Origin of the sequence: Rufibacter psychrotolerans, from assembly GCF_016924645.1 — a bacterium.
Classification (GTDB): domain Bacteria; phylum Bacteroidota; class Bacteroidia; order Cytophagales; family Hymenobacteraceae; genus Nibribacter; species Nibribacter psychrotolerans.
The window spans coordinates 83,359-110,144 of the sequence record NZ_JAFFJV010000002.1 but is presented as its reverse complement, the minus strand read 5'-3'; the positions used below and the strand labels follow the sequence as shown (position 1 = coordinate 110,144).

The following is a 26,786-nucleotide window of genomic DNA, read 5'->3' as shown; positions in this document are numbered from 1 at the left end:
GGCCAGGGGAAAGGCGCCGGAAAGCCCTGCCCATCCCTGGGGCAAACCTTCCGCTGAACCTGCGTATGGTAAGAGAAAAGTACCGGAATGCCCCAACAGCCCACCCCCGCCGCCTCTGCCTCCAAAGCCGCCCTGAACCACGAGCGCCGCCTGCTGCTCCGGCGCATACAGCACGCCTTGGAGGGCCCCATGATCTTCCTGGGTTTGGTGTGGCTGGTGCTGGTGGTAGTGGAGCTGATCTGGGGGCTGGGGCCGGTGCTGGAGCTGCTCAACTACGCCATCTGGATCTTGTTTATCCTGGACTTTGCCCTGCGGTTAGTGCTGGCTCCCGAGAAAGGAGCGTTTCTGCGCCAGAACTGGCTCACGCTGATTTCCCTGGCCGTGCCGGCGCTGCGGGTGTTCCGGATTACCCGGTTCCTGAGAATCCTCAGGACCGTCAGGGCCATTCGGGGCATCAGGCTGGTGCGGGTGCTGAGTTCCCTAAACCGGGGCATGAAGAGCCTGGGCGCCACCATGGGCCGGCGGGGCTTTGGGTACATGCTCACGCTCTCGCTGGCGGTGCTGTTTGCCGGGGCAGCGGGCATGTACGCGTTTGAGAACGAAGTAGAGGGAGGCCTCGCTTCATACGGCGAGGCGCTGTGGTGGACGGCCATGGTCCTGATCTCGATGGGCAGTGAGTACTGGCCCCAAACGCCCGAGGGCCGCGCCCTGTGCTTTGTGCTGGCCCTGTACGGGTTTGCCGTGTTTGGCTACTTCACCGCCCTGCTGGCCAGTTTCTTCCTGGACCGCGACGCCGCCAGCGCTGCCTCTGAGGTGGCCGGCGCCCAGCAGATTGAACAGTTGCACCGGGAAGTGAAACTACTGCGGGCCGAACTGCGGGAAGTGCTGGCCCTGCGGCAGAATAGAGGTATGCTAGAACAGCGGGAGGGTAAGAAGGGAAATGAAAGGAAAGAGTAAATAACAGGACACCCAGACACGCGCAGGTCCTCCGGACGCTACGAGGTCTTTTAAGGGAGCGGTTTTAAAACTGTGGAGTATTATCTGAGTTTTAATCTTATGCACCTTTGGGGCTGGCGGCCCACTGAAGTTGCAAACTTCAGATCAAGGTAGGTCCAAGTCACAGACTTGAACCATGTAAAGAGGTAAAGTAGGAGGCAAGGCTCTACTACTATTCCCTGTTCCAGTCTTCCCATCGAGCGCCTCGCTTCTGGCCATAGATAGGCAGTAGCTAAGAGAGATAAACAGCTCAGGCCGAAAGGGCAGTGCGGGAGGGAAAGACGAGGCTCCGCGGCCGTGAGCGCACGGAGGGCAGCTATGCAGAGACCAAGTATAAGGGCCTCGCATCAACCAGACACCACGCCAGCAATAGCAAACTGCATGCACAAGAAAGCTACAGCCCAACCCTTATCTCTCCCCACAACTCTGATCCACTTTAACCAGCAACTTAGTGTCAAAGCCTAGTTCCTGGGCCTTTTGAGATAAACGGGCGTGAATCGCGGAATCTAACTGAGGAGTGCGGGCCAAAATCCAGAGGTATTGGCGGTCGGGGGAGCCTACCAGGGCGTGGGAGTAATCTGGGGCCAGGTCCAGGATCCAGTAATCGCCCCGGAAAGGCCAGAAGAACTGCACCCTGAGCTTGGCGTTGTGGCTGCCTTCCACCGGAAAGGCCTTGCCCAGGGCACCATCTGCTTTGCCCGTGGGGCTGCCTTTGCGGCAGGTGTTGCGCACTTCCACGTAGCCGTCTTTGGGGGTGTACTGGGCGGTGGTGCAGTGGCAGCCTTTTTCAAAGCGGTTGGGAATGACCGCTACCTCGTACCATGTGCCGGCGTAGCGCTGCAGGTCAACGGATGCCACGGTGGGCAGGGGAGCCGGTGTGGGCTGCAAGGCCCGGTAGAGGGCCACTGCTGCGAGCAAACCCGCCAGGATGCCGCCAAAGAGGAGTATTCTTTTCATAACCGCTGGGTAAAGAGTGCGTCCGCTCCCCTGTGGCTGGGGCTCCCCGGGTGGCAAGCGGCGCAAAGGCCTTTACCCTTAGGCTGGCCTAGTAAAGCGGCTTGCGCATCTGGTAGTGCTGTACCTCCCCGAAGAGCAGGTGGGTAGGGAACTCTTCTGTAAACCCGTTGCGGCGGTAAAAGTTTTTGGCGTACTCGCGGGCCTGCACAATCAGTTCTTTGGCGCCCAGCTGGCGGGCCTCGTCTTCCACGGCCTGCAGCAAGCGGCGGCCTACCTGTTTGTTCTGGTATTTGGGCCCCACGGCCAGGAAACGCAGCTGGGCCTCGGTGTCAGATTCCAGGTGCACGCGGCAGCCGCCCATGATCTCGCCGGTTTCCTCGTTGATGGCCATCAGATGCACGGCCTGGTCATCGTCTTCCATGCGCTCACTGCCCACCGGCTGGTGCCAGGGCTTGCGCAACATTTCATAGCGTAAACGGTAGTACTGCTCAAACTCGTGAAAGGTAGAGGGCTTAATAATTTGCATAAATGCGTTTTTTAGCTCTTTTCCGTAAAATTCCGCTAAACTAGTAACTTTGTTCGGCTTCCGGCAATAAAAGCGACTAAATACCTGTTGTTCCCCATTAATTCTCCACCTATGCCTTCATTTGATATTGTGAGCAAAGTTGATCCGCAGACGCTGGACAACGCCATTAACACCGTGAAAAAAGAGATCCAGACCCGCTATGACTTCCGGGACACCAAGGGCGGCGTGGAGCTGGACAAGAAAACCAACCTGGTGCACATCACCACCGAGAACGACATGCGCCTGCGCCAGATTGAGGACATTATCCTGAGTAAGATTGTGAAGCAGCAGATTGACGCCACCGCGCTGGACTTCAGCAATGAGGCGGTGCCCAGCGGGGCCATGATCAAGAAAGACGTGAAGGTGCGCGCCGGCATTGACAAGGAAGACGCCAAGAAGATTGTGAAGCTCATTAAAGACAGCAAGCTGAAGGTGACCCCCGCCATCATGGACGACCAGGTGCGCGTGACCGCCAAGAAGATTGACGACCTACAGGAAGTGATTGCCATGCTGCGCCGCGCCGAGCTGGGCATTCCGCTGCAGTTTGTGAACATGAAGTCTTAGCGGGCCCTGGCCCTAAGGCAAAACTCAGCTGCCCCGGCTTCGTTTAAATCCAGTATCTTGCTTGCCATTACGCACTACCTGACCCAATAAAACTATGTTTGACGTATTTTCCAGCCCCGATGTGTGGCTAAGTTTACTCACGCTTACCTTCATGGAGGTGGTGCTGGGCATTGACAACATTGTGTTCATCTCCATTGTGGTGTCGCGGCTGCCCAAGGAGCAGCAGGCCCGGGGGCGCACCATCGGGCTGATGCTGGCCTTGGTGTTCCGCATCATCCTGCTGTCGTTCATCAGCTACATTGTGCACGCCAACCAACCCCTGTTCACCTGGAACCTGCCGTGGCTGGATGAGCCGTTCCACGTTTCCTGGCGCGATATTATCCTGTTTGGCGGGGGCTTGTTCCTGCTGGCCAAAAGTACCACCGAGATCCACAACAAGCTGGAGGGCGAGGAGGAGCACCATGGCCCGGGGGGCGGCACGGCCACCATGGGCAAGATCTTGGTGCAGATCATCATGGTGGACATTGTGTTCTCCTTTGACTCCATCCTGACCGCCGTGGGGCTGGTAGACCACATCATTGTGATGATTGTGGCCGTGATCATTTCCATGGGCATCATGCTGGCCTTCGCCAAGTACGTGAGCGACTTTGTGAACAACCACCCCACCGTGAAAATGCTGGCCCTTTCCTTCCTGATCCTCATTGGGGTGATGCTGGTAGTGGAGGCCCTGCACGCGCACATTCCTAAGGGCTACATCTACTTCGCCATGTTCTTCTCCTTGGTGGTGGAGATGCTGAACATGAAGCTGCGCAAGAAAACCGAGCCGGTGCAACTGCGCCAGAGCGAGATCAAGACCGACGACATTACGGTGCAGGGCCGCTAGTAAAAGCCGCCCCCGCCTGCAGAAGCGGGTTCCTGCCAGACAGGGACCCGCTCTTTTTTTACCGGGCCCTGCCAGCGGGTTTTGCGCTCATTTTCCAGAAAGCCGCCCAGAAACGGACCAGACAAGACTGGAGCCGGAGCCAAGGGGCAGGCATTTGCACTTGTAGGCAAAAAGCATCATCTTAAAGCACCCAAACCCGGCCCGGCCCTGGCTGCTGGCCCTCCGCCCCTACATTGTCGCGCTTGGGGCAAAGGGCTGCCCGTCTGGGAAAGCTCCTGGGCTTGGCCCGGGCCGCTTGCTACTAACCAACCAAACCCTCTGTTGCCCGCAACAGCAAACCGCACCGCAGTATGAACAATCAAATCTGGATCATGACCTCAGCGTTTGATCAGCTGAGTTTGGATGACGTAATGGCCAAGGCCCGGGAAGTGGGCGTGCAGGGCCTGGATGTATGCGTGTTCAGGAAAGACGGCACCCGCGACGACTTTGTGGCCACTCACCTGGACTATGAGCACTTCACCGTAGACGACGCTAAGAGGCTCCTGGAGAAATTCAACCAGCACCGGCTGCGGCTGTCACTGGGGGCGTTTGACAACCTGATCGGCGGCGAGCCGGCCCAGCGCCAGAAGAACCAGGACCACCTGCTCCGGCTCATCCGGATGGCGCACCTGCTGGGCGGCGATGCCAATGACGTGAAGGTGGGCACCTTTGTGGGGTACAACCACGAGCTGGGCAACCAGGAAAACGGCTTCCAGAAAAACCTGGACGAGTACGCGCGCATCTTCGGGTCCATCATCCGATACGCCGAGGACCTGGGTGTGACGGTGCTCTACGAGAACTGCCCCATGGAAGGCTGGCGGTCGGCGGGGTACACGGGCACGTTCAACAACCTTACCGGCGTGCTGGCCGCCCGCAAGCTCATGTACGAACTCATCCCCAGCAAGGCGCACGGCGAAATCTACGATCCTTCGCATGACGTGTGGCAGCACGTGGACCCCAGTCAGGTGATTCGGCATACTGACATGGCCCGGCTGCACCGCATCCACGTGAAAGGCACCCGCACCGGCAACAACGTGTACTGGGGCAACCTGTACCCGCAGCAGCAGGTAAACACGGACCTGGCCCAGCGCGCCGGCGTGCCCGTCAGCCGACACGAGTGGGACCGCCACAACTACGAGGCCATGCTGCCCGGGTTCGGCGGGTCTGACAGCATGGACTGGCGGGCCTTTGTAGACACCCTCCGGCAGCAAGGGTTTACCGGCCCCTTTGAGATTGAGAACGAGGCCGCCCTGTCTAAAGGCACCGGCAACCTGGGGGCCATTGTGCAAGGCTTCAAGGCCGCCACCCTGTGCCTGGCCCCGCTGCTCTGGCCGCTTACCAGCCAAGGCTACCAATACCCGGCAGACGGGTTCCAGGAACTGGCACCAGTGGTAAGCAAAGACACACCGGTGGTCACCATGAAAGACCTGGGCCTGCGGTAAGGTTATTTATAAGAAGAACAAACCTTCGTCCCCTGTTTAGGGCCTGCTTTTCATAAAACAGGCCCTAAACAGGGGACGATTTTTTAGTTGGCTCTGCAACTTCCGCCCAAGGGCGAAGGAAGCCGGCAGGGCAACACCCGGGCTGCCCACCTTGATTTACCCATGGGCAGGAGTCCGGTTTCTTGTCTGTTTTGGCAGAAAAAGGCCCTAAATCCTCCTTTTCTGGTTAAGCCACCCTCCATTCGGCTTGTTTTTATAAATTTTAAATTTTATTATTAAAAGGTGGTTTTGTTAATACAATTTTAACAGGTTAAAAAAGTATTAGCTCCCATTTGTTATTATCTTACCTCACTTGGTAAATCTATTTACTTGAACCCTTAGTTAACCCCTTAAACGTATCTTCCTGGTATGGCCAACAATCACTACGATGCCATTGTCATAGGTTCCGGAATCTCGGGCGGCTGGGCTGCCAAAGAGCTCACCCAAAAAGGCCTGAAAACCATCATGCTGGAGCGGGGCCGAAACATTGAACACGTCAAAGACTACGTGAACGCCAACAAGCACCCCTGGGAGTTTGCGCACCGGGGTGGCCGAACCCAGGAAATGATAGAGAACTACCCGGTCCTGAAGCGCGATTACCCTCTGCAGGAGACCAACCTTGACTTCTGGGTGAACGAGCAGGAAAGCCCCTATACGGAGAGCAAGCGCTTTGACTGGTACCGGGGCTACCACGTAGGGGGCCGGTCGCTCATGTGGGGCCGCCAGAGCTACCGCCTCTCAGACCTTGATTTTGAGGCCAACGCCAAAGACGGCATTGCGGTGGACTGGCCCATCCGCTACCAGGACATTGCCCCCTGGTACAGCTACGTGGAGAAGTTTGCGGGCATCAGCGGGTCTAAAGACGGCCTGGCCCACCTGCCCGACGGCGACTTCCTGCCGCCCATGGACATGAACTGCGTGGAGAAAGACGTGGCCGCCCGCATCAAAGCCCATTACAAAGGCAACCGCCACATGATCATCGGGCGGGTAGCTAACCTCACCGCCCCGCACCATGACCGCACCAGCTGCCAGTACCGCAACAAATGCTGGCTGGGCTGCCCGTTTGGGGGTTATTTCAGCACGCAGTCGGCCACGCTGCCGGCCGCCATGGCCACCGGCAACCTCACGCTGCGGCCGTTCTCCATCGTGACCAAGATCCTGTACGACAAAGACACCAAGCGGGCCACCGGCGTGGAGGTGCTGGACGCCGAGACCAACCAGACCTATGAGTACTTCGCCCGGGTGGTCTTCCTCAACGCCTCTACCCTCAACTCCACCTGGGTCCTGATGAACTCGGCCACCGACGTGTGGGAAGGCGGCCTGGGCAGCAGCAGCGGCCAGCTGGGCCACAACCTCATGGACCATCACTTCAGGACCGGCGCCAACGGCGACGTGGAGGGCTACGAAGACAAATACTACTACGGCCGCCGGCCGAACGGCATCTACATTCCGCGGTTCCGCAACCTGAACGGCGAACAGCGCGACTACATCCGGGGCTTTGGGTACCAGGGCGGGGCCAGCCGCTCGGGTTGGGGCCGCGAGATTGCTGAGCTGAGCATTGGCGCCGATTTCAAGGACGCCATGTGCGAGCCCGGGCCCTGGCGCATGGGCGTCACCGCCTTCGGCGAAACCCTGCCCTACCACGACAACCTGGTGCGGCTAGACAAGACCAAAAAAGATAAATGGGGCCTGCCAGTGCTGGACATCAGCTGCGAGATCAAAGAGAATGAACTGAAGATGCGCAAAGACATGACCGAGGACGCCAAGGAAATGCTGGAGATGGCCGGCCTCAAGAACGTGAGCACCTATGACTCGGGCTACGCCATGGGCCAGGGCATCCATGAGATGGGCACCGCCCGCATGGGAAGAGACCCCAAGACCTCGGTGCTGAACCAGTGGAACCAGGTGTGGGACGCGCCCAACGTGTACGTGACCGACGGCTCCTGCATGACCTCGGCGGGCTGCCAGAATCCCTCGCTCACCTACATGGCCCTCACCGCCCGCGCCGTAGACCATGCCGTGGGCGAGATGAAAAGGCTCAACGTTTAGCGCCCTTTTTCCAGAAAACTGCCCTAAAACGCACTGGAAGCCAAAGGCTTAACCCGCACCTTAAAAGCATGGGCTGGTCCGCGGCCTCAGCGGGGGCGACTGTCAAAAAAACGTAAGTAGATAACCTCACAAAACATGAACAGAAGAGAAGCCGTTGCGGCCATTGGCTGGATCTTGGGCGGTACCATGGTAGGCGCCGAGTTGCTGGTGTCCTGCACCTCCAGTTCGGCCAAGGTGAACAAAGTATTTGACCAAGACCAGGTGGCCTTTCTGGACGAGGTAGGGGAAACCATCTTGCCGGCCACCTCCACGCCGGGAGCCAAGGCCGCCCAGGTGGGCAGCTTCATGGCCGTGATGGTGCAGGACTGTTACAATGCCGAGGACCAGAAAGTCTTCCTGAAAGGCATCACGCAGCTGGACGAGGCCTGCCAGAAGAAGTTCAGCAAGAAGTTCATGAAGGCCACACCGCAGGAGCGCACCGCCCTGCTCACCCAGCTGGACGCCGAGCAGAAACAGCACCAACTCACCAAGCAAAAGGAGGAACCCACCCATTACTTCCGGATGATGAAGGAACTCACCCTGCTGGGCTTCTTCACCTCAGAGGTGGGGGCCACGCAGGCCCTGCGCTACCTGCCCGTGCCCGGCAAGTACGAGGGCTGCACGCCCTACAAAAAAGGCGATCGGGCCTGGGCCACCTAATGGTTTTGCCCGATTTTTCAGAAAAACACCCTTAAAACCGCACCCGGTGCAGGGGAGGGCAACGGGGCTCGCGCTCATTTGAAAGTGGGCGCGGCCAACCGGTTTCTCCCTTGCTTTAAACCAGTAAAATAATGAACAGAAAACTGAGAATGGGCATGATTGGCGGCGGCAAAGGCGCTTTCATTGGGGCCATCCACCGCATGGCGGCCACCATGGACGGGGCCATTGAGCTGGTCTGCGGCGCCCTCAGCACCCATCCAGACAAGGCGCAGGAAAGCGGCCGGGCCCTCTTTCTGCCCCAGGCCAGAATCTACAACAGTTACCAGGAAATGCTGGAGCAGGAAAGCGCCCTGCCCGCAGAGGAGCGCATGGACTTTGTGAGCATCGTGACGCCCAACTCGGCCCACCTGGACCCCGCGCTGCAGGCCCTGGACAGAGGCTTCCACGTGGTCATTGAGAAACCCATGACGCTCACGCTGCATGAGGCCCGGCTACTGCAGCAGAAAGTGGAGGAAACCGGCCTCTTGCTGTTGCTCACGCACACCTACGCCGGGTACCCCATGGTGAAGCAGGCCCGCCAGATGGTGCAGGCCGGCGAGCTGGGGAAGATCAGGAAAGTACTGGTAGAATACACGCAGGGCTGGCTCAGCCGACTGTCAGAGAAAGAGGGCAACGCCCAGGCCGCCTGGCGCACAGACCCCCAGCGCTCGGGCAAAAGCGGCTGCATGGGCGACATAGGAACCCACGCCACCCACCTGGCCGAGTACATCACCGGCCTCAGGATTGAGCAGGTGTGCGCCCAGCTCCACACCGTGGTGGAGGGCCGCGCCCTGGACGATGACGGGCACGTGCTCCTGCGGTTCACCGAGGGAGCCACTGGCGTGCTCACGGCCTCGCAGGTGATGGCGGGCGAGGAAAACGGCCTCAAGATACGGGTGTACGGCGAACTAGGCGGGCTGGAATGGGCCCAGCAGGAACCCAACACCCTACTGGTGAAATGGCTGGACCAACCCATGCAGGTCTTGCGCACCGGCACCGGGGGGCTCTCCACCTACGCCCAGCACAACACGCGCACGCCCGGCGGTCACCCCGAGGGCTACATTGAGGCCTTCGCCAACCTGTACCGCAACTTCGCGCTCACCCTGTCGGCCCGGCTGGAGGGGAGGACGCCCCCACCCGAGGCGCTGGATTTTCCCTCGGTGCAGGACGGCGTCAGGGGGATGGCCTTTATTGAAACGGTGGTGGCCAGCAGCGCCAGTGATCAGAAATGGACTCCATTTCTAGCCTAATACTTTTAAAAAACGGCATCATAGCGTCTTTTCTTTATCTTGGGGCGCATCAACCAACCTTATTATTACCATGCAGTTACTTGCCACTCGCGTACAGTTTATGAAAAAAGCAGTTCTACTTTTAGCCGGCTGCGCCTTCATGGCCGCCTGCAGCAATCCTTACACGGGAGAGAACAACGGGACCCAAACCACCGCCGACAGCGACTCGGCCGATGCTGCCGCCATGAGCGCCGCTAACCGCCAGTCAGACGCAGATACCAGCAGCATGAACATAGGCACCGACCGCACCGCCGGTGGCGGAGTGCTCGCCAAAGGAGCCCAGTTGATTGAGCAGTCAGACTGCGTGGGGTGCCACAGGGTAGACCAGAAGATTTTGGGACCGGCGTACGAGGCCGTGGCGCAGAAGTACGAGAACACTGAGAAAAACGTAGACTACCTGGCCTCCAAGATCATTGAGGGCGGCAAAGGCGTGTGGGGCGAGGTGCCCATGACGCCCCATCCCGGCCTGAGCGAGGAAGACGCCAAGGCCATGGCCCAGTACATCTTATCCCTCAGAAAATAACCGGGCCCATGCTGTACAGGTCAATCCTCGCAATGCTTTCCCTGGCGGCCCTGGTGGGGTGCCAGTCCTCGCAATCCAAAACCATGACGGAACAAGCATCCCCCGCGGCCCCGGAAGAGGCCACATGGCAGCCCCTGTTTGACGGCAAAACCACCCAGGGCTGGCACTCCTACGGGAAAGCAACCATCGGGAACGCCTGGAAGGTGGACAACGGTACCCTGCACCTGGACGCCTCCTCCAAGCAAGACTGGCAGACCAACGGCGGCGGCGACATTGTCACCGAGGAAAGCTTCGGTGATTTCCACCTGAAGCTGGACTGGAAGATTGCGGCCAACGGCAACAGCGGCATCATTCTGTACGTGCAGGAAGACCCCGCTAAATACGAGCACACCTGGCATACCGGCCCCGAGATTCAGGTGCTGGACAACGCCGGCCACCCCGATGCCAAGATCCACAAGCACCGCGCCGGCGACCTGTATGACCTCATCGCCAGCAGCCCGGAAACGGTGCGCCCGGCCGGCGAGTGGAACCAGGTGGAGATCATCAGCCAAGACGGCCGGCTGGAGGTAGTGCAGAACGGGAAAAAGGTAGTGACCACCACCCTGTGGGACGATGACTGGCGCGCCCGCATTGCCGGCAGCAAGTTCGCCAGCATGCCCGGCTTCGGCACTTTTAAATCAGGCAAGATTGCTCTGCAAGACCACGGCGACAACGTCTGGTACCGCAACATCATGATCAGGCGGCTGTAAGAGCTACGGTTGGGCTGGGCGCTGTTTTAGGGCTGTTTTCTGGAAAAAGGCTCAGAAACCAGTTGCCCGTGCCGGATCACCACTGGCGCGAGACTCCAGTCTCGTGACAAGGGATGAGGCGAAAGCCCCAGACTCGCCGAGAGCCGAAACCTGTAAACCAGGAGCTCAGCCCTATGGCAAAGAAATACGCTAGGCCGCAGGTTCGCCATTGAATGCTGGAGTAGAGCAGCAATGCGTGGGTTCGCTGCGGGGCAGCGAGGGTAGTCTGGAGACTACCCGGCATCTGGAGGCACGAGTTACAAACTCGCGCCAGCCATAAATGGAGAATACCAGGGCATCTAGAACAGCGCATGGTTTTGCCAGGAGTAAGCGCTAAAACCAATAAGAACCAAGAGCTAACAAACTAACCAAACAACGCATGAATACACTTACCCGCACTAAGTTATCGGCCATGATGTTTCTGGAGTTTTTTATCTGGGGCGCCTGGTTTGTCACGTTGGGAACCTTCCTGGGAAATAACCTGAAGGCCTCTGAGCTGGAAACGGCCAGCGTTTTCTCCACCCAGTCGTTCGGGGCGATCATTGCGCCGTTCATCATTGGGCTTATTGCGGACAAGTACTTCAACGCCGAGCGGATTCTGGGCATTCTGCACCTGGTGGGCGCCTGCCTGATGTACCAGATGTACCAGGCGGCCGAGGTGAGCGCGTTTTACCCGTACGTGCTGGCCTACATGTTTGCCTATATGCCCACGCTGGCCCTGGTGAACTCGGTGTCGTTCCGGCAGATGAAGAACCCCGAGAAGGAGTTTTCGGTGATCAGGGTGTGGGGAACCCTGGGCTGGATTGCGGCCGGGTTGGCCATCAGCTACCTTTTCCATTGGGACTCGGCGCAGGGCATTGAGCAGGGCCTGCTCAAAAACACGTTCCTGATGGCTGGTATTGCGTCACTGGTGCTGGGCGTTTACAGCTTCCTGCTGCCCAAGACGCCGCCGGTGAAAACGGTGGGCAGCAGCTCGGTGTCAGAGATTCTGGGCCTGGACGCCATCAAGCTGTTGAAGAGCAAAGACTTCCTCATCTTCTTCCTGGCCTCCATCCTGATCTGCATTCCGCTGGCCTTTTATTACCAGAACGCCAACCCCTTCCTCACCGATGTGGGGCTGGATAACCCCACCGGGAAAATGACCATCGGTCAGATCTCAGAGGTGCTGTTCCTGTTGCTGCTGCCGGTGTTTTTCTCCCGGTACGGGTTCAAGAAGACCATTCTGGTGGGCATGCTGGCCTGGGCGGTTCGCTACGTGCTGTTTGCCTACGGAAACGCCGCTGAGCTGTCGTTCATGCTCCTTCTGGGCATCGCCCTGCACGGCATCTGCTATGACTTTTTCTTTGTCTCGGGCCAGATTTACACCGATGCCCGGGCCGGCGAGAAGTACAAGAGCTCGGCGCAGGGGCTGGTGACGCTGGCTACCTACGGCGTGGGCATGCTCATTGGCTTCTGGGTGGCCGGGTACATTAGTGAGTACTACCGCGGGGCGGGCGTAGCGAACGTCTGGCAGAGCATCTGGCTGGTGCCAGCCGGCATTGCGGGCGGCGTGGCCCTGTTGTTCCTGCTGTTCTTTAAAGAGAAAAAAGCCCCAGCAAAGGCGGTTCCGGTGTTTGAGCCCGAGCTAGAAAGAGGTCCGGCCGTTACCAGCTTGCCTTAACCCCAGCAACCCTATGGCATCTGTAAACCAAAGAAGAACGGCGCTCAAGGGCCTGCTGGCGGGCGCCGCCGCCGTGGCCGCCACGGGCTCCTTCTCCAGCCTGGCGGCCGCCGAAAAAGAACGTAAAGCAGCACCTCAACTCAACGGCAACATCAACCACTCTGTGTGCCGCTGGTGCTTTAATGACTTAACGGTGGAGGAACTGTGCCGGGCCGCCAAGGAAATGGGCCTGAAGGGCATTGACCTGGTGGGGCCCAAAGACTGGCCCACGCTGCAGAAGTACGGGCTGGTCTCTACCATGTGCAACGGCGCCGAGATCAGCCTCACGCAGGGCTGGAACACCCCGCAGTACCACGCCACCCTCCTGAAGAACTACGCAGACATGATTCCCCTGGTGGCCAAAGCCGGCTACCAGAACCTGATCTGCTTCAGCGGCAACCGGAAGGGCATGGACGACGAAACCGGCCTCAGGAACTCGGTGGAAGGCCTGAAAAAGCTGCTGCCCCTGGCCGAAAAGCACAACGTGGTCTTGGTGATGGAACTGCTCAACAGCAAAGTAAACCACCCCGACTACCAATGCGACCGCACCGCCTGGGGCGTGGAGCTGGCCAAGCGCCTGGGCTCCGAGCACTTCAAGCTGCTGTATGACATTTACCACATGCAGGTAGACGAGGGCAACGTGATCCAGACCATCAAAGACAACCACCCTTACATTGCCCATTACCATACCGCCGGGGTGCCCGGCCGCCACGAGATAGACGAGACCCAGGAACTGAACTACCCGGCCATCATGCGGGCCATCAAGGCCACCGGGTTCAATGGGTACGTGGCGCAAGAGTTTATTCCGCAGGCAAAAGACAAGCTGGCCTCGCTGCGGCAAGCGGTGCAGATCTGTGACGTTTAACGCCTCTTTCCCGAAAAACAACCTATAAACAGCAGATTCCTATCCTTAAAGCGACATGAACAACAGAAGATCTTTCCTGCAGAAGCTTGGTTTATTGTCGGCGGGGGTTGCCTTTGCGCCCGCGCTGCTCACCTCCTGCGACAGCTCCAACCAAGCTTCCGGCAGCGCCGTCTCCACGGCCCAGGCCACCGGTTCCGGCGAGGGCAGGGCCGCCCAATCGACCATCTCAGACATCGGGATTCAACTCTACACCCTGCGGGAACTCTTGCCCCAAGACCCCAAAGGCGTGATTGCCCGGGTGGCCCAGGCCGGCTACCAGGATGTGGAGACCTACGGCTACTCCCCCCAAACTGGCTACTGGAACCTGTCGCCCACCGCGTTCAAAGAGCTCCTGACCGCCCACAACCTGGTGTCTACCAGCGGGCACTATGACTTTGGGCAGTACATGAAAGACGGCAACGCCGATATTGTGAAGCGCTACATTGAGGCCGGAAACATAGTAGGTCACCAATACATCACGGTACCTTACCTGGCCGAAGAGCTGCGCGACAGTGCCGACGATTACAAGAACATTGCCGAGAAAGTGAACAAGGCCGCCGAACTGTGCCAGGCCGCCAACCTGAAACTGGCCTACCACAACCACGATTTTGAGTTCAAGCAGTATGGAAACACCACCGGCTACGACATCCTGCTCCAGGAAACCGACCCAGCCCTGGTGAGCTTCGAGGCCGACCTGTACTGGATGGAAAAAGCCGGCCACAAACCGGTAGACCTGTTCAAGCAACACCAGGGCCGTTTTGTAATGTGGCACGTGAAAGACATGGACAAAACCACGCCCACCCTGAACACCGAGATAGGCTCGGGTTCCATTGACTACAAAGCCATCTTCGCCCAAGCCCAGACCTCCGGCGTAGACCGCATCTTCGTGGAGCAGGAAAACTTCGCCGCCGCCATGGACCCCTTCCAAAGCATCAAACAAAGCCACGACTACGTGAAGCATACGTTGTTGACCTAGCCCACACCAGTACCCATAAAAACAGAACGGCATCCCCCTGCTTCCTGATAGGAAGCAGGGGGATGCCGTTCTGTTTCAAAGCTATTTCCAAGAAAACAGGTCTGAAACAAAGAAGAGATTTTTCACCCGTCCGCAGGACGATGAAGGCATTGAAACAGCTCAAAGACCAATAAGCAAAATGCCCCAGAGCCCCTGTTGGGCGCCTGCGTAACCCAACAGGGGCTCTGGGGCAAGTAGTGGCGTCTGAAGCAGCAACGGCCTACGCTCCCTATGCAACAGAGGACGGCTGCGGGGTGGTACCAAATGAAGCCCCGCCTGTTTGAGCGTCAGCGAGTTCGGGGCTTCTTGATTCTTTTGGTTACTTTTCTCATCAAGGAGAAAAGTGACAAACGCCCGCAGAGCGAGTCCTGAGTTCAGAGTTCTGAGTCAGGAAGTAGGAAGTAGCTGATTGGGGCAGATGGAGGGGCAGTTTAGGTTGTTGGTGAGAACACCAACAACGGCGAAAGGGAGAGGCAGTTTAGGTTGTTGGTGAGAACACCAACAACGACGAATGGCTGGCAAAGTAGCAATAAAAAAGAAAGGCACGGAAGTAACTTCCGCGCCATAGAAGGCTCAAGGGTGGTTTTGAGGCTAACGCCTCACTGATTTGCAAACCTCAACCCATAGTAGGTCCAAGCCGCAGACTTGAACCATGCAGGTGGGGCTCCTATCGGTGAAAGATTAGGGGAGTGTAGACATTCGGCTGGAGAAGATGCTGGTGCAAGTCCTGAAAAGCCAGCAACCTAACAAAACAATCCTTATCTTCACCAATCCCAAACATACCCACTACTAACCCCTTTATTATGAAGCAGTTTTTTACCAACCACGTCCCTGGCTGGCGGAAACCCGTGTTGCTGCTTTGCACGGTAGGGCTGTTCGCCGGGCCGTCTATGGCCCAGAACACGCCACCCGCTGCCAAAAAGGATGACACCAAAAAAGAAGAGAAAAAAGACCTGCCGCTGGAGGCGGGCCGCACCCTTGACATCAAAACCAACGAGGGTTCCTGGCTGGCGCTGGATGTGCACCCCAATGGCAGTCAGATCATCTTCAGCTTGCTGGGCGACCTGTACTTGTTGCCCATAGGCGGAGGCAAAGCCCAGCAGCTCACCGAGGGCATGGCCCTGGACGTGCAGCCCCGCTACAGCCCAGACGGCAAGTCCATTGTGTTCCTCTCGGACCGCGATGGTAATGACAACGTCTGGATCATGGACCTGGCCACCAAGAAAACCCGCCAGATCAGCAAGAGCAAGAACGAAAACTTCCAGGCCGCCGAGTGGACGCCAGACGGCGAGTACCTGGTGGTCTCCAAAGGCCGGCGAAACCTCAAGCTGCACCTGTACCACAAAGACAGCGGCACTGGGGTAGAGCTCATAAAAACGCCTGAGACCCTGAAAACCGTGGAGCCGGCCTTCGGAAAAGACAGCCGCTACATCTGGTACGCCCGCCGCACCGGAGCCTGGAACTACAACGCCCAATTGCCGCAGTACCAACTGGCCACGTTTGACCGCGAAACCGGCGAGACCGATACCAGAACCTCGCGCTACGGCTCGGCGTTTTCGCCCACCTTGTCGCCAGACGGCGAGCTGCTGGTGTACGGCACGCGCTACAACAACCAGACCGGCCTCATTGTGCAGAACCTGAAATCGGGCGACGAGAAGTGGCTGGCCTACCCGGTGCAGCGCGATGAGCAGGAGTCCATTGCGCCGCTGGGCGTGTTGCCGTCCATGTCGTTCACGCCAGACAGCAAAGAACTGGTGGCCTCTTACGGCGGCAAGATTTACCGCATTCCGGTGAGCGGCGGGGCGGCCAAGGAGGTTCCGTTTGAGGTGGAGACCAAGATCGCCATCGGGCCGAAGCTGGAGTTCAAATACCCCATCACAGACGAGAAAACCATGAAGGTGACCCAGATCCGCGACGCGGCCATGTCACCCGATGGCAAGCGCCTGGCCTTTACCGCGCTGGACCGCCTGTACGTGACCGAGTACCCCAACGGCACGCCCAAGCGCGTGACCACCAATGATTTTACTGAGGCCCAGCCGGCCTGGTCGCCCGACGGCAAGGAGCTGGTGTTTGTGACCTGGCACGAGAAAACCGGCGGCGCCATCTACAAAGTGGCCGCCAGCGGCAAAGGCAAGCCGGTAAAGCTCACCCAGGAGAACTCGGTGTTCCAGGAGCCGGTGTGGTCGCCCAAGGGAGACAAGATTGTGTTTATCAAGGGTTCTGCCCAAACTTACCGCGAATCGGCGGGGCCGGGTGCCTTTGCCTCGCGCCAGACCATCAACTGGGTTTCTTCCAAGGGCGGGGCCAGCACGTTTGTGACCAAAGCCAACCTAGGCGCCAATCCGCACTTTGTGCAGGGCGATGACCGCATTTACCTGTACAGCGCTACCGATGGCCTGATCTCTATCCGCTGGGACGGTACCGACAAGAAACCCTACGTGAAGGTGAAAGGCATCACTACCTTCGGCTCGTACGCCGACATGCTGGAGGAGGAGATGAGCCACAACCACCACCTCAACGAGCGGGAGCCGCAGATGCAGGCCTCCACGGCCACCACGGTGATCAAAGCCCCCAAAGGTGACAAAGCCCTGGCCCTCATCAACAACGAGATTTACGTGGTGACCATCCCGTTTGTGGGCGGCGAGACCCCTACCATCTCCGTGGCCGATGTGGCCAGCTCGCAGTTCCCCAGCTGGAAGCTGACCGAGATTGGCGGACAGTTCCCCAGCTGGTCGGCCGATGGCAAGAGCGTGTACTGGTCTATAGGCAATGCGTTCTTCGCGTACAACTTAGACCAGGCCTTCGCGAAGAAACGCGAGCTGGAAGCCGCCGAGGAACTGAAGAAAGACGCCAAACCAACTACTGAAGCCAAGAAAGACAGCACCGGTGCCAAAGAGGCGGTGAAGATTGAAGGCTATAAACCGGTAGAAACCAGAATCGCCATCACGGTGCCGCGCGACATTCCGCAGGGAACCATTCTGTTGCAGGGCGCCCGCATCATCACCATGAACGGCGACGAGGTAATTGAGAAAGGCGACATCCTGATTCAGGACAACCGCATCAAGGCCGTGGGCGCTTCGGGTACCTTATCGGTGCCGCAAAACGCCACCGTGCTGGACGTGAAAGGCAAAACCATTACGCCGGGCTTCGTGGATACGCACGCGCACATGTGGCCGCGCTGGGGCGTGCACTCTAACCAGGTGTGGATTTACGCCGCCAACCTGGCCTACGGCGTAACCACCACCCGCGACCCGCAGACCGCCACCACCGACGTGCTCACGTACGCAGACATGGTGGAAACCGGTAAGATGATCGGGCCGCGCGTGTACTCCACCGGACCGGGCGTGGGGTACTGGTCATATAATTTAAAGAGCCTGGACCACGCCAAGAACGTGCTGAAGCAGTACTCAGACTACTACAACACCAAAACCATTAAGATGTACCTGGTGGGCAACCGCCAGCACCGGCAATGGATCATCATGGCGGCCAAAGAGCAGGGCCTGATGCCTACCACCGAGGGCGGGCTGGACTTTAAACTGAACCTCACCGAAGTATTGGACGGTTATCCGGGCCACGAGCACTCGTACCCCATCTATCCGCTGTACAAAGACGTGCTGGACTTTGTCTCTCAGTCGCAGATTGCCTACACGCCCACGTTGCTGGTGTCTTACGGTGGTCCCTGGGCCGAGAACTACTACTACGCCACCGAGGACCTGGTGAACGACAAAAAGCTGAACTACTTCACCCCTAAGGTGGAGCTGGATGAGAAGTCGCGCCGCCGGGCCGGTTGGTTCATGAAAGACGAGCACGTGTTTGACAAGCACGCCCAATTTGTAGACCGACTGGTGAAAGCCGGAGGTCTGGCGGGCGTGGGGTCGCACGGGCAGTTGCAGGGCCTGGGCTACCACTGGGAGTTGTGGTCTATGCAGTCGGGGGGCATGAGCAACCTGAACGCCCTGAAAACTGCTACCATCCTGGGCGCAAAATCCCTGGGGCTGGACGGTGATCTGGGCTCCATCCAGAACGGCAAACTGGCTGATCTGGTGATCATGGACCAGAACCCGCTGGAGAACATCCGCAACACCAATACCATCAAATACGTGATGCGCAACGGCCGTCTGTACGACGCCAACACGCTGGATGAACTGGCTCCCACCAAGAAGAAAGCCCCTGACTTTGACTGGCACAGCGCCCTTCCGCTGGGTGTGCCCGGTATTCAGGAGTAATCTTTTCTGATGTGTTGAAAACGCCTCCTCTGCTTAGCAGGGGAGGCGTTTTGTTTTTGGCCTGTTTTGGGGAAACCTTGTTCAAAACAGTTAGGTCTGTTTCGGAGCTATTTTAGGAAAAAGGGGCTTGAAACGGCGTTGGCGGAGACACTCGTAGGAGCTGCGCACACTACGAGGTCTTTAGCGCAGGCGTCATTGCGGGGGCAACTAGATTGATGACTCTGGCGCGAGACTCCAGTCTCGTGACAAGGTATGGTGCGAGTCTGCAGACTCGCCGGGAGCCGCCTGTAGGAACAATCGGTCTTTGTTATCCTGAAAGGATCTTAGTGACGAACCTACTAGCGCTTCTTTAACGCCATTCTAGTGCGCCCACAAGATCCTTTCAGGATGGCAATAAGGTGATGGGAGATACTTTCTTTGCCCCATCACCTTTTGGTATTTCTTGCCTCTTTTTCTCAAAACAGCGCCAAAACGCTTTCGCTCCAGCTATAATTTTCATCGCAAAAGGAGAGTGTTGCGAGGCGTAAAAAAAAAGGAGGCTCCTTTTGAAAAGAGCCTCCTTTTGAGAAAACGGTTCTAAAATAGCTTAGAACTGAGAGTGCAGGTGCACTTCCACCTTGCGGAACTCTGGGCCTTCGCTGCCCAATACGTCGCTGGCGGTTTCCACCTTGAACTGGCGGTTGGCGTGGTACCGCTGAATATACTTCTTCAGTAACTCGGCCCGTAGTCTGGCTACGTTGGCTTTGGCCTTGGCGGGCCCTACGTTGTCTGAGTAGCCTTTCACCCACAGAGAGGCGCTATCGGCCTGTTGCGCCAGGAAGGCGTCAAAGGAAGCTGCCTGGGCTGGGGTCATGAATACCTCGTTGAACCCGTAGTTGAGCGTGAGTTCAGTAGGGGCGGGTGCCGCTTCGGCCACGGGCTGGGGTACCGGCTCGGGCGTTTCCTGGACAGGGGCGTACCCGGTGAGGTACGCAGTGTAGAGCCCGTCTGGCGTACGGCTGATCCACATCTCTTTCTGCCCGATGCGCTTGTACCCCGCCGTAAAGGCTTGCTCCTGGTTCACGGGGGTGCCTACCTTGGCCGGCTGTCCGGTGGGGTTGGCGTCTTTCGCAAACGGTACCGAAGTCACGAAGGCCTGCTCGCCGGCCTTCTGGGAGAAGTACAGCGAGTCGTTGACCAGGTAAGGCGAGAACTCGGCATCGCGGGTGTTGAGCGCGGCTCCCAGGTTGGCGGGTTTAGACCACTTGCCGTTCTCCCACTTGCTCAGGTACAGGTCTTCGTAGCCTTTGGTCTTGCGCAGGTCGGCGGAGATCACCAGCGTAGACTGGTCGGGTGACAGGTACGCGCCCAGGTTATAGGAATGGTTCTTCAGGGCCGGAAACGGTTTTTCGCCCGTTTTCTGGAAATCAGCGCCATTCCAGCGGTAGGTGGCAATTTTGGCGTCTTTGCGTCCGGTTTTCTGGTACACGTACAGCTCGTCACCGGCGGCGTTTGCCCCGATGACCGCGTTAACCGCCCCGGCGTTGAGGGCGGTCTCCTTCCGGTAGGTGGTCTGGTCGCCTACCTTTTCTGAATAGAGGAACTGGCCGGCTTCGGTTTTCACGGCGTAAACCACCAGGTCTTCTCCTACCAGGTGTAGGTCAGCTAGCTTCTCGCGGGTCTGCTTGATAGGGGTCTGGGCCTGGGCCGCCGCCATGGAAGACAGCAGGACAGCAATGGTGTATAAGGTTCTTTTCATTTGGTTCTGCACAAATTCTGGTTACCACATGGTTACTTTCTTGCCCAGTTTAGGGTACTTCACCGGCAAGAGGTTGTAAGTCACCATGAACTCACTGGTGTTCCGCTTGATGGCGGCATCACCGGTGGGGATCTCATGCACGTACCCTACCCGGAACTGGTTCAGGCGAAGGCCCGCGTTAAGGGTGTAGGCCAGGTTGTGGCGGTAGCCCGCGCCGGCCCAGATGATGTTCTGGAACACGGCCTTGGCCTGCACCTCGGTGGTCTCTTTCTGGTGGCTGTCATAGCGGAAGATTCCGTTGGCTACCAGGCCTACCTGCTCTGACAAAGCGGTGCGGTAACCGGCCTGCACCACGTGCTGGATGGTGTAGGTGCCTTCCATGAAGGCATCGCCGGAGGAAAGCGCTCCTTTGGTGATGTCCTGCAGGGCATAACCCACATAGAAATCCTCGCCGGTCAGCATGGCGCCCAGGTTCACGTCAAACTTGCTCACCCGGTTCTCGGTGCCCAGGTACCCGGCAAACTCCTGGTCGCCTTCCTGGTCCACTACCAGCTTGTTGCCGTTCAGGCGCTGGATGTCATAGGTGGTGGCCACCCCCACGCGCAGGCTCAGGCTTTCTGACAACCGGATGCGGGAGCCATAGCTCAGGTTTACCTGGGTTTGGGCAAAAGGCCCGAAGGAATCATGCAGCACCGACAAACCCCAGGCGTGCTTGGCCCCGGCCTGGCGGCTGTAGGCGTCTGTCTCGCGGGTCTTGAGCACGTCTGCCTTGCGCCAGGCCGAAAGGTCTGCCTGGTCCAGCTCCACCGAGGCGAAGATGGTGCGCGGCGCATCCTCAAAGCCGGTCCACTGGTTGCGGTAGAAGGTCTTCACCATGGAGCCCTCATAGCCGGTAAGGGCCGGGTTGAAGTACTGCTGGAACAGGGAGAAGTTGGCAATGTGCTTCCGGTTCTGGGCAGAGACGCCCAGAACGGAAAGCAGGAAACAAATAGATAGGGTCAACTTTTTCATCTTCGTTATTTCTTAAGGATGGTCACGGTACCTCTCTTCACATAGTTGATGTCTTTCACGTGGATGATGTACAGGTAAGGTCCTGCCTGCACAGCCCCGTGTTGGTTGCGGCCGTTCCAGCCTTGTTCAGGGTTGGTGGTGTGGAACAGACGTACGCCCGAGCGGTCAAATACCTGCACCTCCACGTTGTTGTAGAACCGCAGCTCTGGTACTGTCCAGGTATCGTTCACGCCGTCACCGTTAGGGGAGAAGGCATTCACAATTTTGAGGTCTACCGTGGCCACGTTGTACCCTTCTTTGGTGAGCGTGAAGGTCTTCTCAAACGTGTTGTTGTAAGGGTCTACCGTTCTTACTCTGATGGAGAAAGAAGTCTTGCCCGACAGGCCCTTGTTGGATTTGAGGAACAGCTGGTTGCCGTCAATCTCAAACAGGGCGTTGTCTGTGCTGCCGGCACCGGCTACCAGCTCATACAGGTGCTGGTTCTCTGGCTGGTTGTCAATAGGGTCATCTGCATCAGTTGTAGTGAAAGAACCAATCGACTGGTCTGGCTTGATGCTGGGCTGGAAAGTAGCCTTGCTCAGGGTGATGTTGGTAGGGGCCTGGTTAGGCAGCACGCGTACCGTCCACTTCGCCTCCACGTTGTCAACATTGGACTTGTCAGTGCCGATGGTGAGGGTTCCGGTGAGCTCGTAGTCTCCGTTCACTAAGCCGTTGTAGTTTCCTGCCTGCCAGGTTACCGCAACTGGGGCGGTAGTACCATCGGTGAATGTCACGTTAACGGTGATAGGCTTGCTCACCTGGGCAAACGTAGTGCGGATAGGCACCTCCACGGTGCTTGGTCTGGCCACAGACACCACGTTAGGTCTAACTGTTACTATCTGCGTTGCAGTGGCGGTGTTGCCGGCGGCATCGGTCACGGTCCAGGTGACAGTAGTGGTTCCGGTAGGATAGGTAGCAGGAGCGTTGTTGGTAACACTGGCCACCGAACAGTTGTCTGCGGTAACCGGGGTGCCCAATGTTACACTAGAGGCTGTGGCTTGACCAGGATCAACATTCACCGTCACGGTTACTGGCGCGGTGATGGTAGGGTTGATCTTGTCTTCAACCGTTACTGTAGCAGGGGCCGTGGCCGTATTGCCATGTACATCCGTCACGGTGAGGGTGACGCTGTTTTCGCCCAGATTAGCGCAGTCAAAAGCAGTTTTAGACAGCGTGATGGACTGGATGCCGCAGTTGTCTGAAGAACCGTTGTCAACGTCTGTCGCAGTAATAGTGGCAGTGCCGCTGGCGTTCAGTTGAACCGTAATGTTCTTGGCAAGTACTACCGGTTTTACCTTGTCTTCCACTGTTACCGTAGCGGTGGCCGTAGAGACATTGCCGCTGTTGTCTGTTACCGTTAAGGTAACCGGGTTGGCACCCACGTTGGCGCAGGTGAAGGTGGTTTTGTTCAGCGTAACAGAAGCAATGGCGCAGTTGTCAGTAGAGTTGTTGTTTACATCCGCTGCTGCGATGGTCACTTTGCCCGTGGCGTCTAGCTGAACGGTGAGGTTCCTGGCCAGGGCTTTGGGGGCAATCTCATCTACTACGGTGATGGTGGCGGTGGCGGAAGCGGTGTTTCCGCTATTGTCTGTCACCGTTAACGTCACTGTCTGCGGACCGGTGGTAATACAGTCAAAGGTTGATCTGGAAAGCGCCAGGGTAACACCGCCGCAATTATCAGAAGAACCATTGTCTACCATCTGTGGGGTAATGGAGGCAACTCCGTTGGCGTCAAGCTTCACCGTCAGGGCTTTTGCTTTGGCTACCGGAACAATAGTGTCTTCAACGGTGACTACCGCTGTCTTTGATTGGGAATTGCCATTTGCGTCTGTTACCGTTAGGGTAACCGTGTTGGCACCAACATTAGAGCAGTTGAAGCTGGTTTTGCTCAGGCGAAAGCCATCTGCCGGAATAGCGCAGTTGTCGGTAGAGCCGTTGTTGATTTGAGCCGGGGTAATGGAGGCTACGCCATTGGCATCTAGCTGAACTTTTATGTCTTGCGTTACAACCACAGGGGGCACGTTGTCTACCACGGTTACGGTAAAGGAGCCGGTGGTCACGTTGCCAGCCTTGTCTACGGCTTTCCAGGTTTCGGTGGTAGTACCAATTGGGAACGTTGCGCCGCTGCCTAAGCCAGCCACCAACGTGCTGGGTACAGCTCCGCCCTCAAACTCAATCACGTACCGGGCTTCGCCCGTGTAGAACCAGTCATTCCAGGTGCCGTTTGGCCCCCAGTTCATCACGGCCCAATCTTCATTGTTGAAGTTATTGGGTTCACCGGTGTTCCAGTTGGTGTAAACCACTGGCTCATTGGTCACCCACTTGAAGGTTCCTTCCTCTGCCCGGTCAGTGAAGCCAATCCAGATACGATCAGGGCTCAAGCTGGAGATAAAGGTATTCTCCTGTGCGCTGTTAATGGTTACCAAGTGGCCGCCTAAAGCGATTGCCCTGGCGTGCGCCTCCTCTGGGGTGGCAACCTCATCTGAAAGGAAGTACGCATGGCCTCCAAACTCGCCTTTGAACGTATGGCCCGCTAGTGTGGTAGGGTACGTGCCCTCGCCGCAGTTATCGGTGGCAGAAGGTGCGTTGTAAGTGACTTTTGCGCCGCAGGCATTTGCGTCTGCGTTCACGGTGATGTTGAAAGGTACGGCAAGTACAGGCGCAACCTCATCTTTGATGATGACTTTCTGCTGAGCCGTCACACTGTTGCCGTTGCCATCATGGAAGGTCCAGGTGATGGTGTGTTCGCCTTGGGTGGTGTAGGTTAGCGCGTCTGTGGTAGTTCCTTCAATGGTGCCGGCGCAGGCATCGGTTGTGGTGGGTACCGGTACGGTGGCAGAACAGGCGGCGATGACATCCGCTAAGGTTGGAACAACCGGAGGGGTGGTGTCTTCTATCACAACCACTTTTGGTTCAGCAGTAGCCGTGCAGCCGGTTTGCGTCACAATCACGGTATAGCTTCCTGTGGTGGTGGCGGTATACGTGCTGTTGGTAGCGCCCGCAATAGGAGCGCCATTCCTGGTCCACTGGTAGGTGCTGCCCGCAGCCGCGGTAGCGGCAAAGGTTACAGAGCCCCCGCTGCATTGCACCAGCGGTTGATTGGTGGTAAAGCTTACCGTTGGCGCCACAAAGGCAGGAGCGGTACCCGATACGTATCCATCAACCCAGTTGGAAGATGCTCCCAGCAGCGCAAAGTTCTTCAAGGTGCCGTTTACGCCGCCTACCTCGTCAAGCAAAGTGGCAACCGCGCTGTTGTCTGTGCCCAGGATGCCCTGGTTGAATTTGTAGTAAGAGACCAAGCCCGCTTGCGGTAATGGCAGCTCAGCATTCATGCTGGTTTTAATCTCGCCTTCGCACAGTACGCGGTCCCAAACCCTTACTTCTTCAATGGTGCCGGCAAAAGCCCCGTTGGCAAAAGGTACGCCCGGCTTATGGCCAATGCCTCTAAGGTTTGTGTTAGACCCGGTGGCAACATTGGTGCCGGTTCCGGCTAACTCGCCGTTTACGTACAGCCTCACCGCGCCGGTGACTATGTCACGCGTGGCAGCTACAAACACCCACTGGTTGAGCGGAATTTCCTGGGAAGACTCGGTGGCGCTACCCCAAGAGGTACCATTCCCGAAGTTGACATGCAGTTTGTTGGTGACGTTGTTCACCGACACAGAACTAATGTATTCTTTGGCCCAGATCTCGTCAAAGCCAGTGTTGTTGTCGCCGGTCTTGTAAATCCAGGCGCTGAAAGTGACGGACTTGAGATTGTTGTGGGAGTTTCCTAGCTCAACAAAATCATCTATGCCGTCAAAGTTAAGGGAGCCCGCCGCAAGGATGGTGATGATCACTTTTCCGTTGCCAGCATTGGCGCCAGCTACGTTTCTTTGGTCCAGGCCTATGTTATAAGAGCCGCCGCCGCCGGCTACCCGGCCACCATCGCCACCGGAGTAACCGCCGCCACCGCCGCCGCCATGACAGCCACCGCCGCCACCGCCGCCATATCCGCCAATGATGTCAGCTGCTCCGCAGGGACCGGTTGCTCCCTTGGCCCCATTGAGGAAACTAGCGCCACCGGTACCCGAGTCTGGTGCTCCGTCGCCGTTCCAGCCGCCGCCGCCAGATCCCCAGCTACCAGAGCTAACAATGCCCCCTAAGCCTAATCCGGTAGTTTTTACTATTCCACCTCCCGCTCCGGATTCACTGCTTCCTGAGCCGGTGGTACCATACTGGGTGGTCACCCCTGGAAAACCATTAGCGGTAACGGCCTGCCTGGTTCCGCCGCCGCCGCCGGCCACCAGAACGGGAGAAACTTTCTTCCCGGCATGAGGCCCCGAAGCAATCACGCTGGACGAGGTTGGGTCTACCTTCACAATAAAGGTACCGCCCCCACCACCGCCGCTGCTGGGGCCTGTAGCCTTGCCTGCTTCTCCTACCAGGATCAGGTAGACATCGCCTGGGGTCACATTGAAATCACCAGACATATAGGCGCCTTTTCCGCCCACAAAGCCTTCTTGGGCAGCTTTCCCTTGGGCGCCCATTGCCTCCATGCGGAGTTTGGTAACCCCCGGTGGTACCGTGTAGGTTTGCAGGGCACCCGTGTAGTCATAGGTAGTAACTAATTGCGCTTTGCCCTCAAAAGGCAAGCCCACCAGAAGGGGCACCATCCAGAGCAATAGCTTTGCCGTTGCTCTACTCAATGCTAAGTTTTGCCACCTTTTTTGGCGTGGCGGTAAGTAATTGTGTTTCATAATAAAGGGTTGTTTTTCAGGTTTCGGGTTTGCCCAGGAACTAGCTGCATGACGTTAAAGCAGAGCTGCCTCAAAGAGGGAGTCCTGCCTGCTGCAGCATCAAGGGCACGAAAGCGTAGGGATTTCGGGTGGTTCTGCAGGAGCACCGGTGGGGGAGCTGCTGCTGTTCCACAAAACTGAGCGGCTATACAATGGGCGGCAGGCGTAAACGCACCAGGCCTCATCTCTGCGTGAGACAGCCACTAACGGATTGCATAATTGGGGAGGGAATGTAACGGTGTAACTATAGGGTAAAGGTTGAGGGTGAACTACTTGGATATTCTGCTAGTGGCAAACCAGCAAGGCTTTTCAGGCTGTAATGCTCTTGCGCTAGAAAAATCTGTAATGGTACTTTAGTAAGGATTCGTGGTTGACGTAGACATGTTCTTTACTGGCTCCTTGATAAAACAAGAACCAACTAGTTTGCAGTGGTACTATTTGTTTAGATGCCCTGGGGGAGGAGGCATGTTGAAAAAGTTTCATTATGGCTGAAGCTTTTGCGGC

18 protein-coding genes are annotated in these 26,786 nt (G+C 57.6%); 13 read left to right on the top strand and 5 right to left on the bottom strand.

Annotated elements, in window-relative coordinates:
• Window positions 1–87 precede the first annotated feature (87 nt).
• Window positions 88–957, top strand: a complete 870-nt coding sequence (locus JT718_RS02590) for an ion transporter (protein ID WP_205500123.1) — start codon at window positions 88–90, stop codon at window positions 955–957.
• Between the two features lie 447 nt (window positions 958–1,404).
• Here the strand turns inward: JT718_RS02590 and JT718_RS02585 are convergent, their stop codons facing one another.
• Window positions 1,405–1,953: a lipocalin family protein gene (locus tag JT718_RS02585; protein WP_205500122.1), complete on the bottom strand. Its 549-nt coding sequence runs from the start codon at window positions 1,951–1,953 to the stop codon at window positions 1,405–1,407.
• A gap of 88 nt (window positions 1,954–2,041) precedes the next feature.
• Window positions 2,042–2,479, bottom strand: coding sequence for a GNAT family N-acetyltransferase (locus JT718_RS02580; protein ID WP_205500121.1), 438 nt, complete (start codon window positions 2,477–2,479; stop codon window positions 2,042–2,044).
• A 111-nt stretch (window positions 2,480–2,590) separates the two neighbouring features.
• Between JT718_RS02580 and JT718_RS02575 the strand changes: the two genes are divergently transcribed.
• The 12 genes from JT718_RS02575 (at window position 2,591) to JT718_RS02520 (ending at window position 18,716) form a co-directional block, all read left to right on the top strand.
• Window positions 2,591–3,082: a YajQ family cyclic di-GMP-binding protein gene (locus JT718_RS02575; protein WP_205500120.1), complete on the top strand. Its 492-nt coding sequence runs from the start codon at window positions 2,591–2,593 to the stop codon at window positions 3,080–3,082.
• A 94-nt stretch (window positions 3,083–3,176) separates the two neighbouring features.
• Complete coding sequence (locus tag JT718_RS02570; protein WP_205500119.1) at window positions 3,177–3,965, top strand: TerC family protein; 789 nt, start codon at window positions 3,177–3,179, stop codon at window positions 3,963–3,965.
• 350 nt (window positions 3,966–4,315) lie between these two features.
• Window positions 4,316–5,446 carry a sugar phosphate isomerase/epimerase family protein gene (locus tag JT718_RS02565; RefSeq protein WP_205500118.1) on the top strand — a complete coding sequence of 377 codons (1,131 nt, stop codon included), beginning with the start codon at window positions 4,316–4,318 and terminating at the stop codon, window positions 5,444–5,446.
• A gap of 408 nt (window positions 5,447–5,854) precedes the next feature.
• Window positions 5,855–7,534 (top strand): GMC oxidoreductase, encoded by a 1,680-nt coding sequence (locus JT718_RS02560; RefSeq protein ID WP_205500117.1) that lies wholly within the window; start codon window positions 5,855–5,857, stop codon window positions 7,532–7,534.
• A gap of 135 nt (window positions 7,535–7,669) precedes the next feature.
• Window positions 7,670–8,233 carry a gluconate 2-dehydrogenase subunit 3 family protein gene (locus tag JT718_RS02555; protein ID WP_205500116.1) on the top strand — a complete coding sequence of 188 codons (564 nt, stop codon included), beginning with the start codon at window positions 7,670–7,672 and terminating at the stop codon, window positions 8,231–8,233.
• 131 nt (window positions 8,234–8,364) lie between these two features.
• The gene (locus JT718_RS02550) at window positions 8,365–9,522 is read left to right on the top strand and encodes a Gfo/Idh/MocA family protein (RefSeq protein WP_240336884.1); all 1,158 of its coding nucleotides are present in this window, start codon (window positions 8,365–8,367) and stop codon (window positions 9,520–9,522) included.
• A gap of 100 nt (window positions 9,523–9,622) precedes the next feature.
• On the top strand, window positions 9,623–10,084 hold the full coding sequence (locus JT718_RS02545) for a c-type cytochrome (RefSeq protein ID WP_240336883.1): 462 nt from the start codon (window positions 9,623–9,625) through the stop codon (window positions 10,082–10,084).
• Window positions 10,085–10,167: 83 nt separating this feature from the next.
• Window positions 10,168–10,833, top strand: a complete 666-nt coding sequence (locus tag JT718_RS02540) for a 3-keto-disaccharide hydrolase (RefSeq protein WP_240336882.1) — start codon at window positions 10,168–10,170, stop codon at window positions 10,831–10,833.
• A 418-nt stretch (window positions 10,834–11,251) separates the two neighbouring features.
• Entirely contained in the window at window positions 11,252–12,532 is a 1,281-nt protein-coding gene (locus JT718_RS02535) for a nucleoside permease (RefSeq protein ID WP_205500114.1), read from the top strand.
• A gap of 13 nt (window positions 12,533–12,545) precedes the next feature.
• The gene (locus tag JT718_RS02530; RefSeq protein WP_205500113.1) at window positions 12,546–13,436 is read left to right on the top strand and encodes a hydroxypyruvate isomerase family protein; all 891 of its coding nucleotides are present in this window, start codon (window positions 12,546–12,548) and stop codon (window positions 13,434–13,436) included.
• Window positions 13,437–13,491: 55 nt separating this feature from the next.
• Window positions 13,492–14,451, top strand: a complete 960-nt coding sequence (locus JT718_RS02525; RefSeq protein WP_205500112.1) for a sugar phosphate isomerase/epimerase family protein — start codon at window positions 13,492–13,494, stop codon at window positions 14,449–14,451.
• A gap of 842 nt (window positions 14,452–15,293) precedes the next feature.
• The gene (locus tag JT718_RS02520; RefSeq protein ID WP_240336881.1) at window positions 15,294–18,716 is read left to right on the top strand and encodes an amidohydrolase family protein; all 3,423 of its coding nucleotides are present in this window, start codon (window positions 15,294–15,296) and stop codon (window positions 18,714–18,716) included.
• Window positions 18,717–19,302: 586 nt separating this feature from the next.
• Here JT718_RS02520 and JT718_RS02515 read toward each other — a convergent pair.
• The 3 genes from JT718_RS02515 to JT718_RS02505 are packed head-to-tail and all read right to left on the bottom strand — an operon-like array spanning window position 19,303 to window position 26,192.
• On the bottom strand, window positions 19,303–20,454 hold the full coding sequence (locus JT718_RS02515) for a hypothetical protein (RefSeq protein WP_205500111.1): 1,152 nt from the start codon (window positions 20,452–20,454) through the stop codon (window positions 19,303–19,305).
• A gap of 21 nt (window positions 20,455–20,475) precedes the next feature.
• The gene (locus JT718_RS02510) at window positions 20,476–21,465 is read right to left on the bottom strand and encodes a PorP/SprF family type IX secretion system membrane protein (protein WP_205500110.1); all 990 of its coding nucleotides are present in this window, start codon (window positions 21,463–21,465) and stop codon (window positions 20,476–20,478) included.
• Between the two features lie 5 nt (window positions 21,466–21,470).
• On the bottom strand, window positions 21,471–26,192 hold the full coding sequence (locus JT718_RS02505) for an HYR domain-containing protein (protein WP_205500109.1): 4,722 nt from the start codon (window positions 26,190–26,192) through the stop codon (window positions 21,471–21,473).
• Window positions 26,193–26,786 lie beyond the last annotated feature (594 nt).

Bases quoted from the DNA above. Each gene is read 5' to 3' on its own strand.
- JT718_RS02590 (WP_205500123.1), top strand. From the start codon at position 88: ATGCCCCAACAGCCCACCCCCGCCGCCTCTGCCTCCAAAGCCGCCCTG.
- JT718_RS02585 (WP_205500122.1), bottom strand. From the start codon at position 1,953: ATGAAAAGAATACTCCTCTTTGGCGGCATCCTGGCGGGTTTGCTCGCA.
- JT718_RS02580 (WP_205500121.1), bottom strand. From the start codon at position 2,479: ATGCAAATTATTAAGCCCTCTACCTTTCACGAGTTTGAGCAGTACTAC.
- JT718_RS02575 (WP_205500120.1), top strand. From the start codon at position 2,591: ATGCCTTCATTTGATATTGTGAGCAAAGTTGATCCGCAGACGCTGGAC.
- JT718_RS02570 (WP_205500119.1), top strand. From the start codon at position 3,177: ATGTTTGACGTATTTTCCAGCCCCGATGTGTGGCTAAGTTTACTCACG.
- JT718_RS02565 (WP_205500118.1), top strand. From the start codon at position 4,316: ATGAACAATCAAATCTGGATCATGACCTCAGCGTTTGATCAGCTGAGT.
- JT718_RS02560 (WP_205500117.1), top strand. From the start codon at position 5,855: ATGGCCAACAATCACTACGATGCCATTGTCATAGGTTCCGGAATCTCG.
- JT718_RS02555 (WP_205500116.1), top strand. From the start codon at position 7,670: ATGAACAGAAGAGAAGCCGTTGCGGCCATTGGCTGGATCTTGGGCGGT.
- JT718_RS02550 (WP_240336884.1), top strand. From the start codon at position 8,365: ATGAACAGAAAACTGAGAATGGGCATGATTGGCGGCGGCAAAGGCGCT.
- JT718_RS02545 (WP_240336883.1), top strand. From the start codon at position 9,623: ATGAAAAAAGCAGTTCTACTTTTAGCCGGCTGCGCCTTCATGGCCGCC.
- JT718_RS02540 (WP_240336882.1), top strand. From the start codon at position 10,168: ATGACGGAACAAGCATCCCCCGCGGCCCCGGAAGAGGCCACATGGCAG.
- JT718_RS02535 (WP_205500114.1), top strand. From the start codon at position 11,252: ATGAATACACTTACCCGCACTAAGTTATCGGCCATGATGTTTCTGGAG.
- JT718_RS02530 (WP_205500113.1), top strand. From the start codon at position 12,546: ATGGCATCTGTAAACCAAAGAAGAACGGCGCTCAAGGGCCTGCTGGCG.
- JT718_RS02525 (WP_205500112.1), top strand. From the start codon at position 13,492: ATGAACAACAGAAGATCTTTCCTGCAGAAGCTTGGTTTATTGTCGGCG.
- JT718_RS02520 (WP_240336881.1), top strand. From the start codon at position 15,294: ATGAAGCAGTTTTTTACCAACCACGTCCCTGGCTGGCGGAAACCCGTG.
- JT718_RS02515 (WP_205500111.1), bottom strand. From the start codon at position 20,454: ATGAAAAGAACCTTATACACCATTGCTGTCCTGCTGTCTTCCATGGCG.
- JT718_RS02510 (WP_205500110.1), bottom strand. From the start codon at position 21,465: ATGAAAAAGTTGACCCTATCTATTTGTTTCCTGCTTTCCGTTCTGGGC.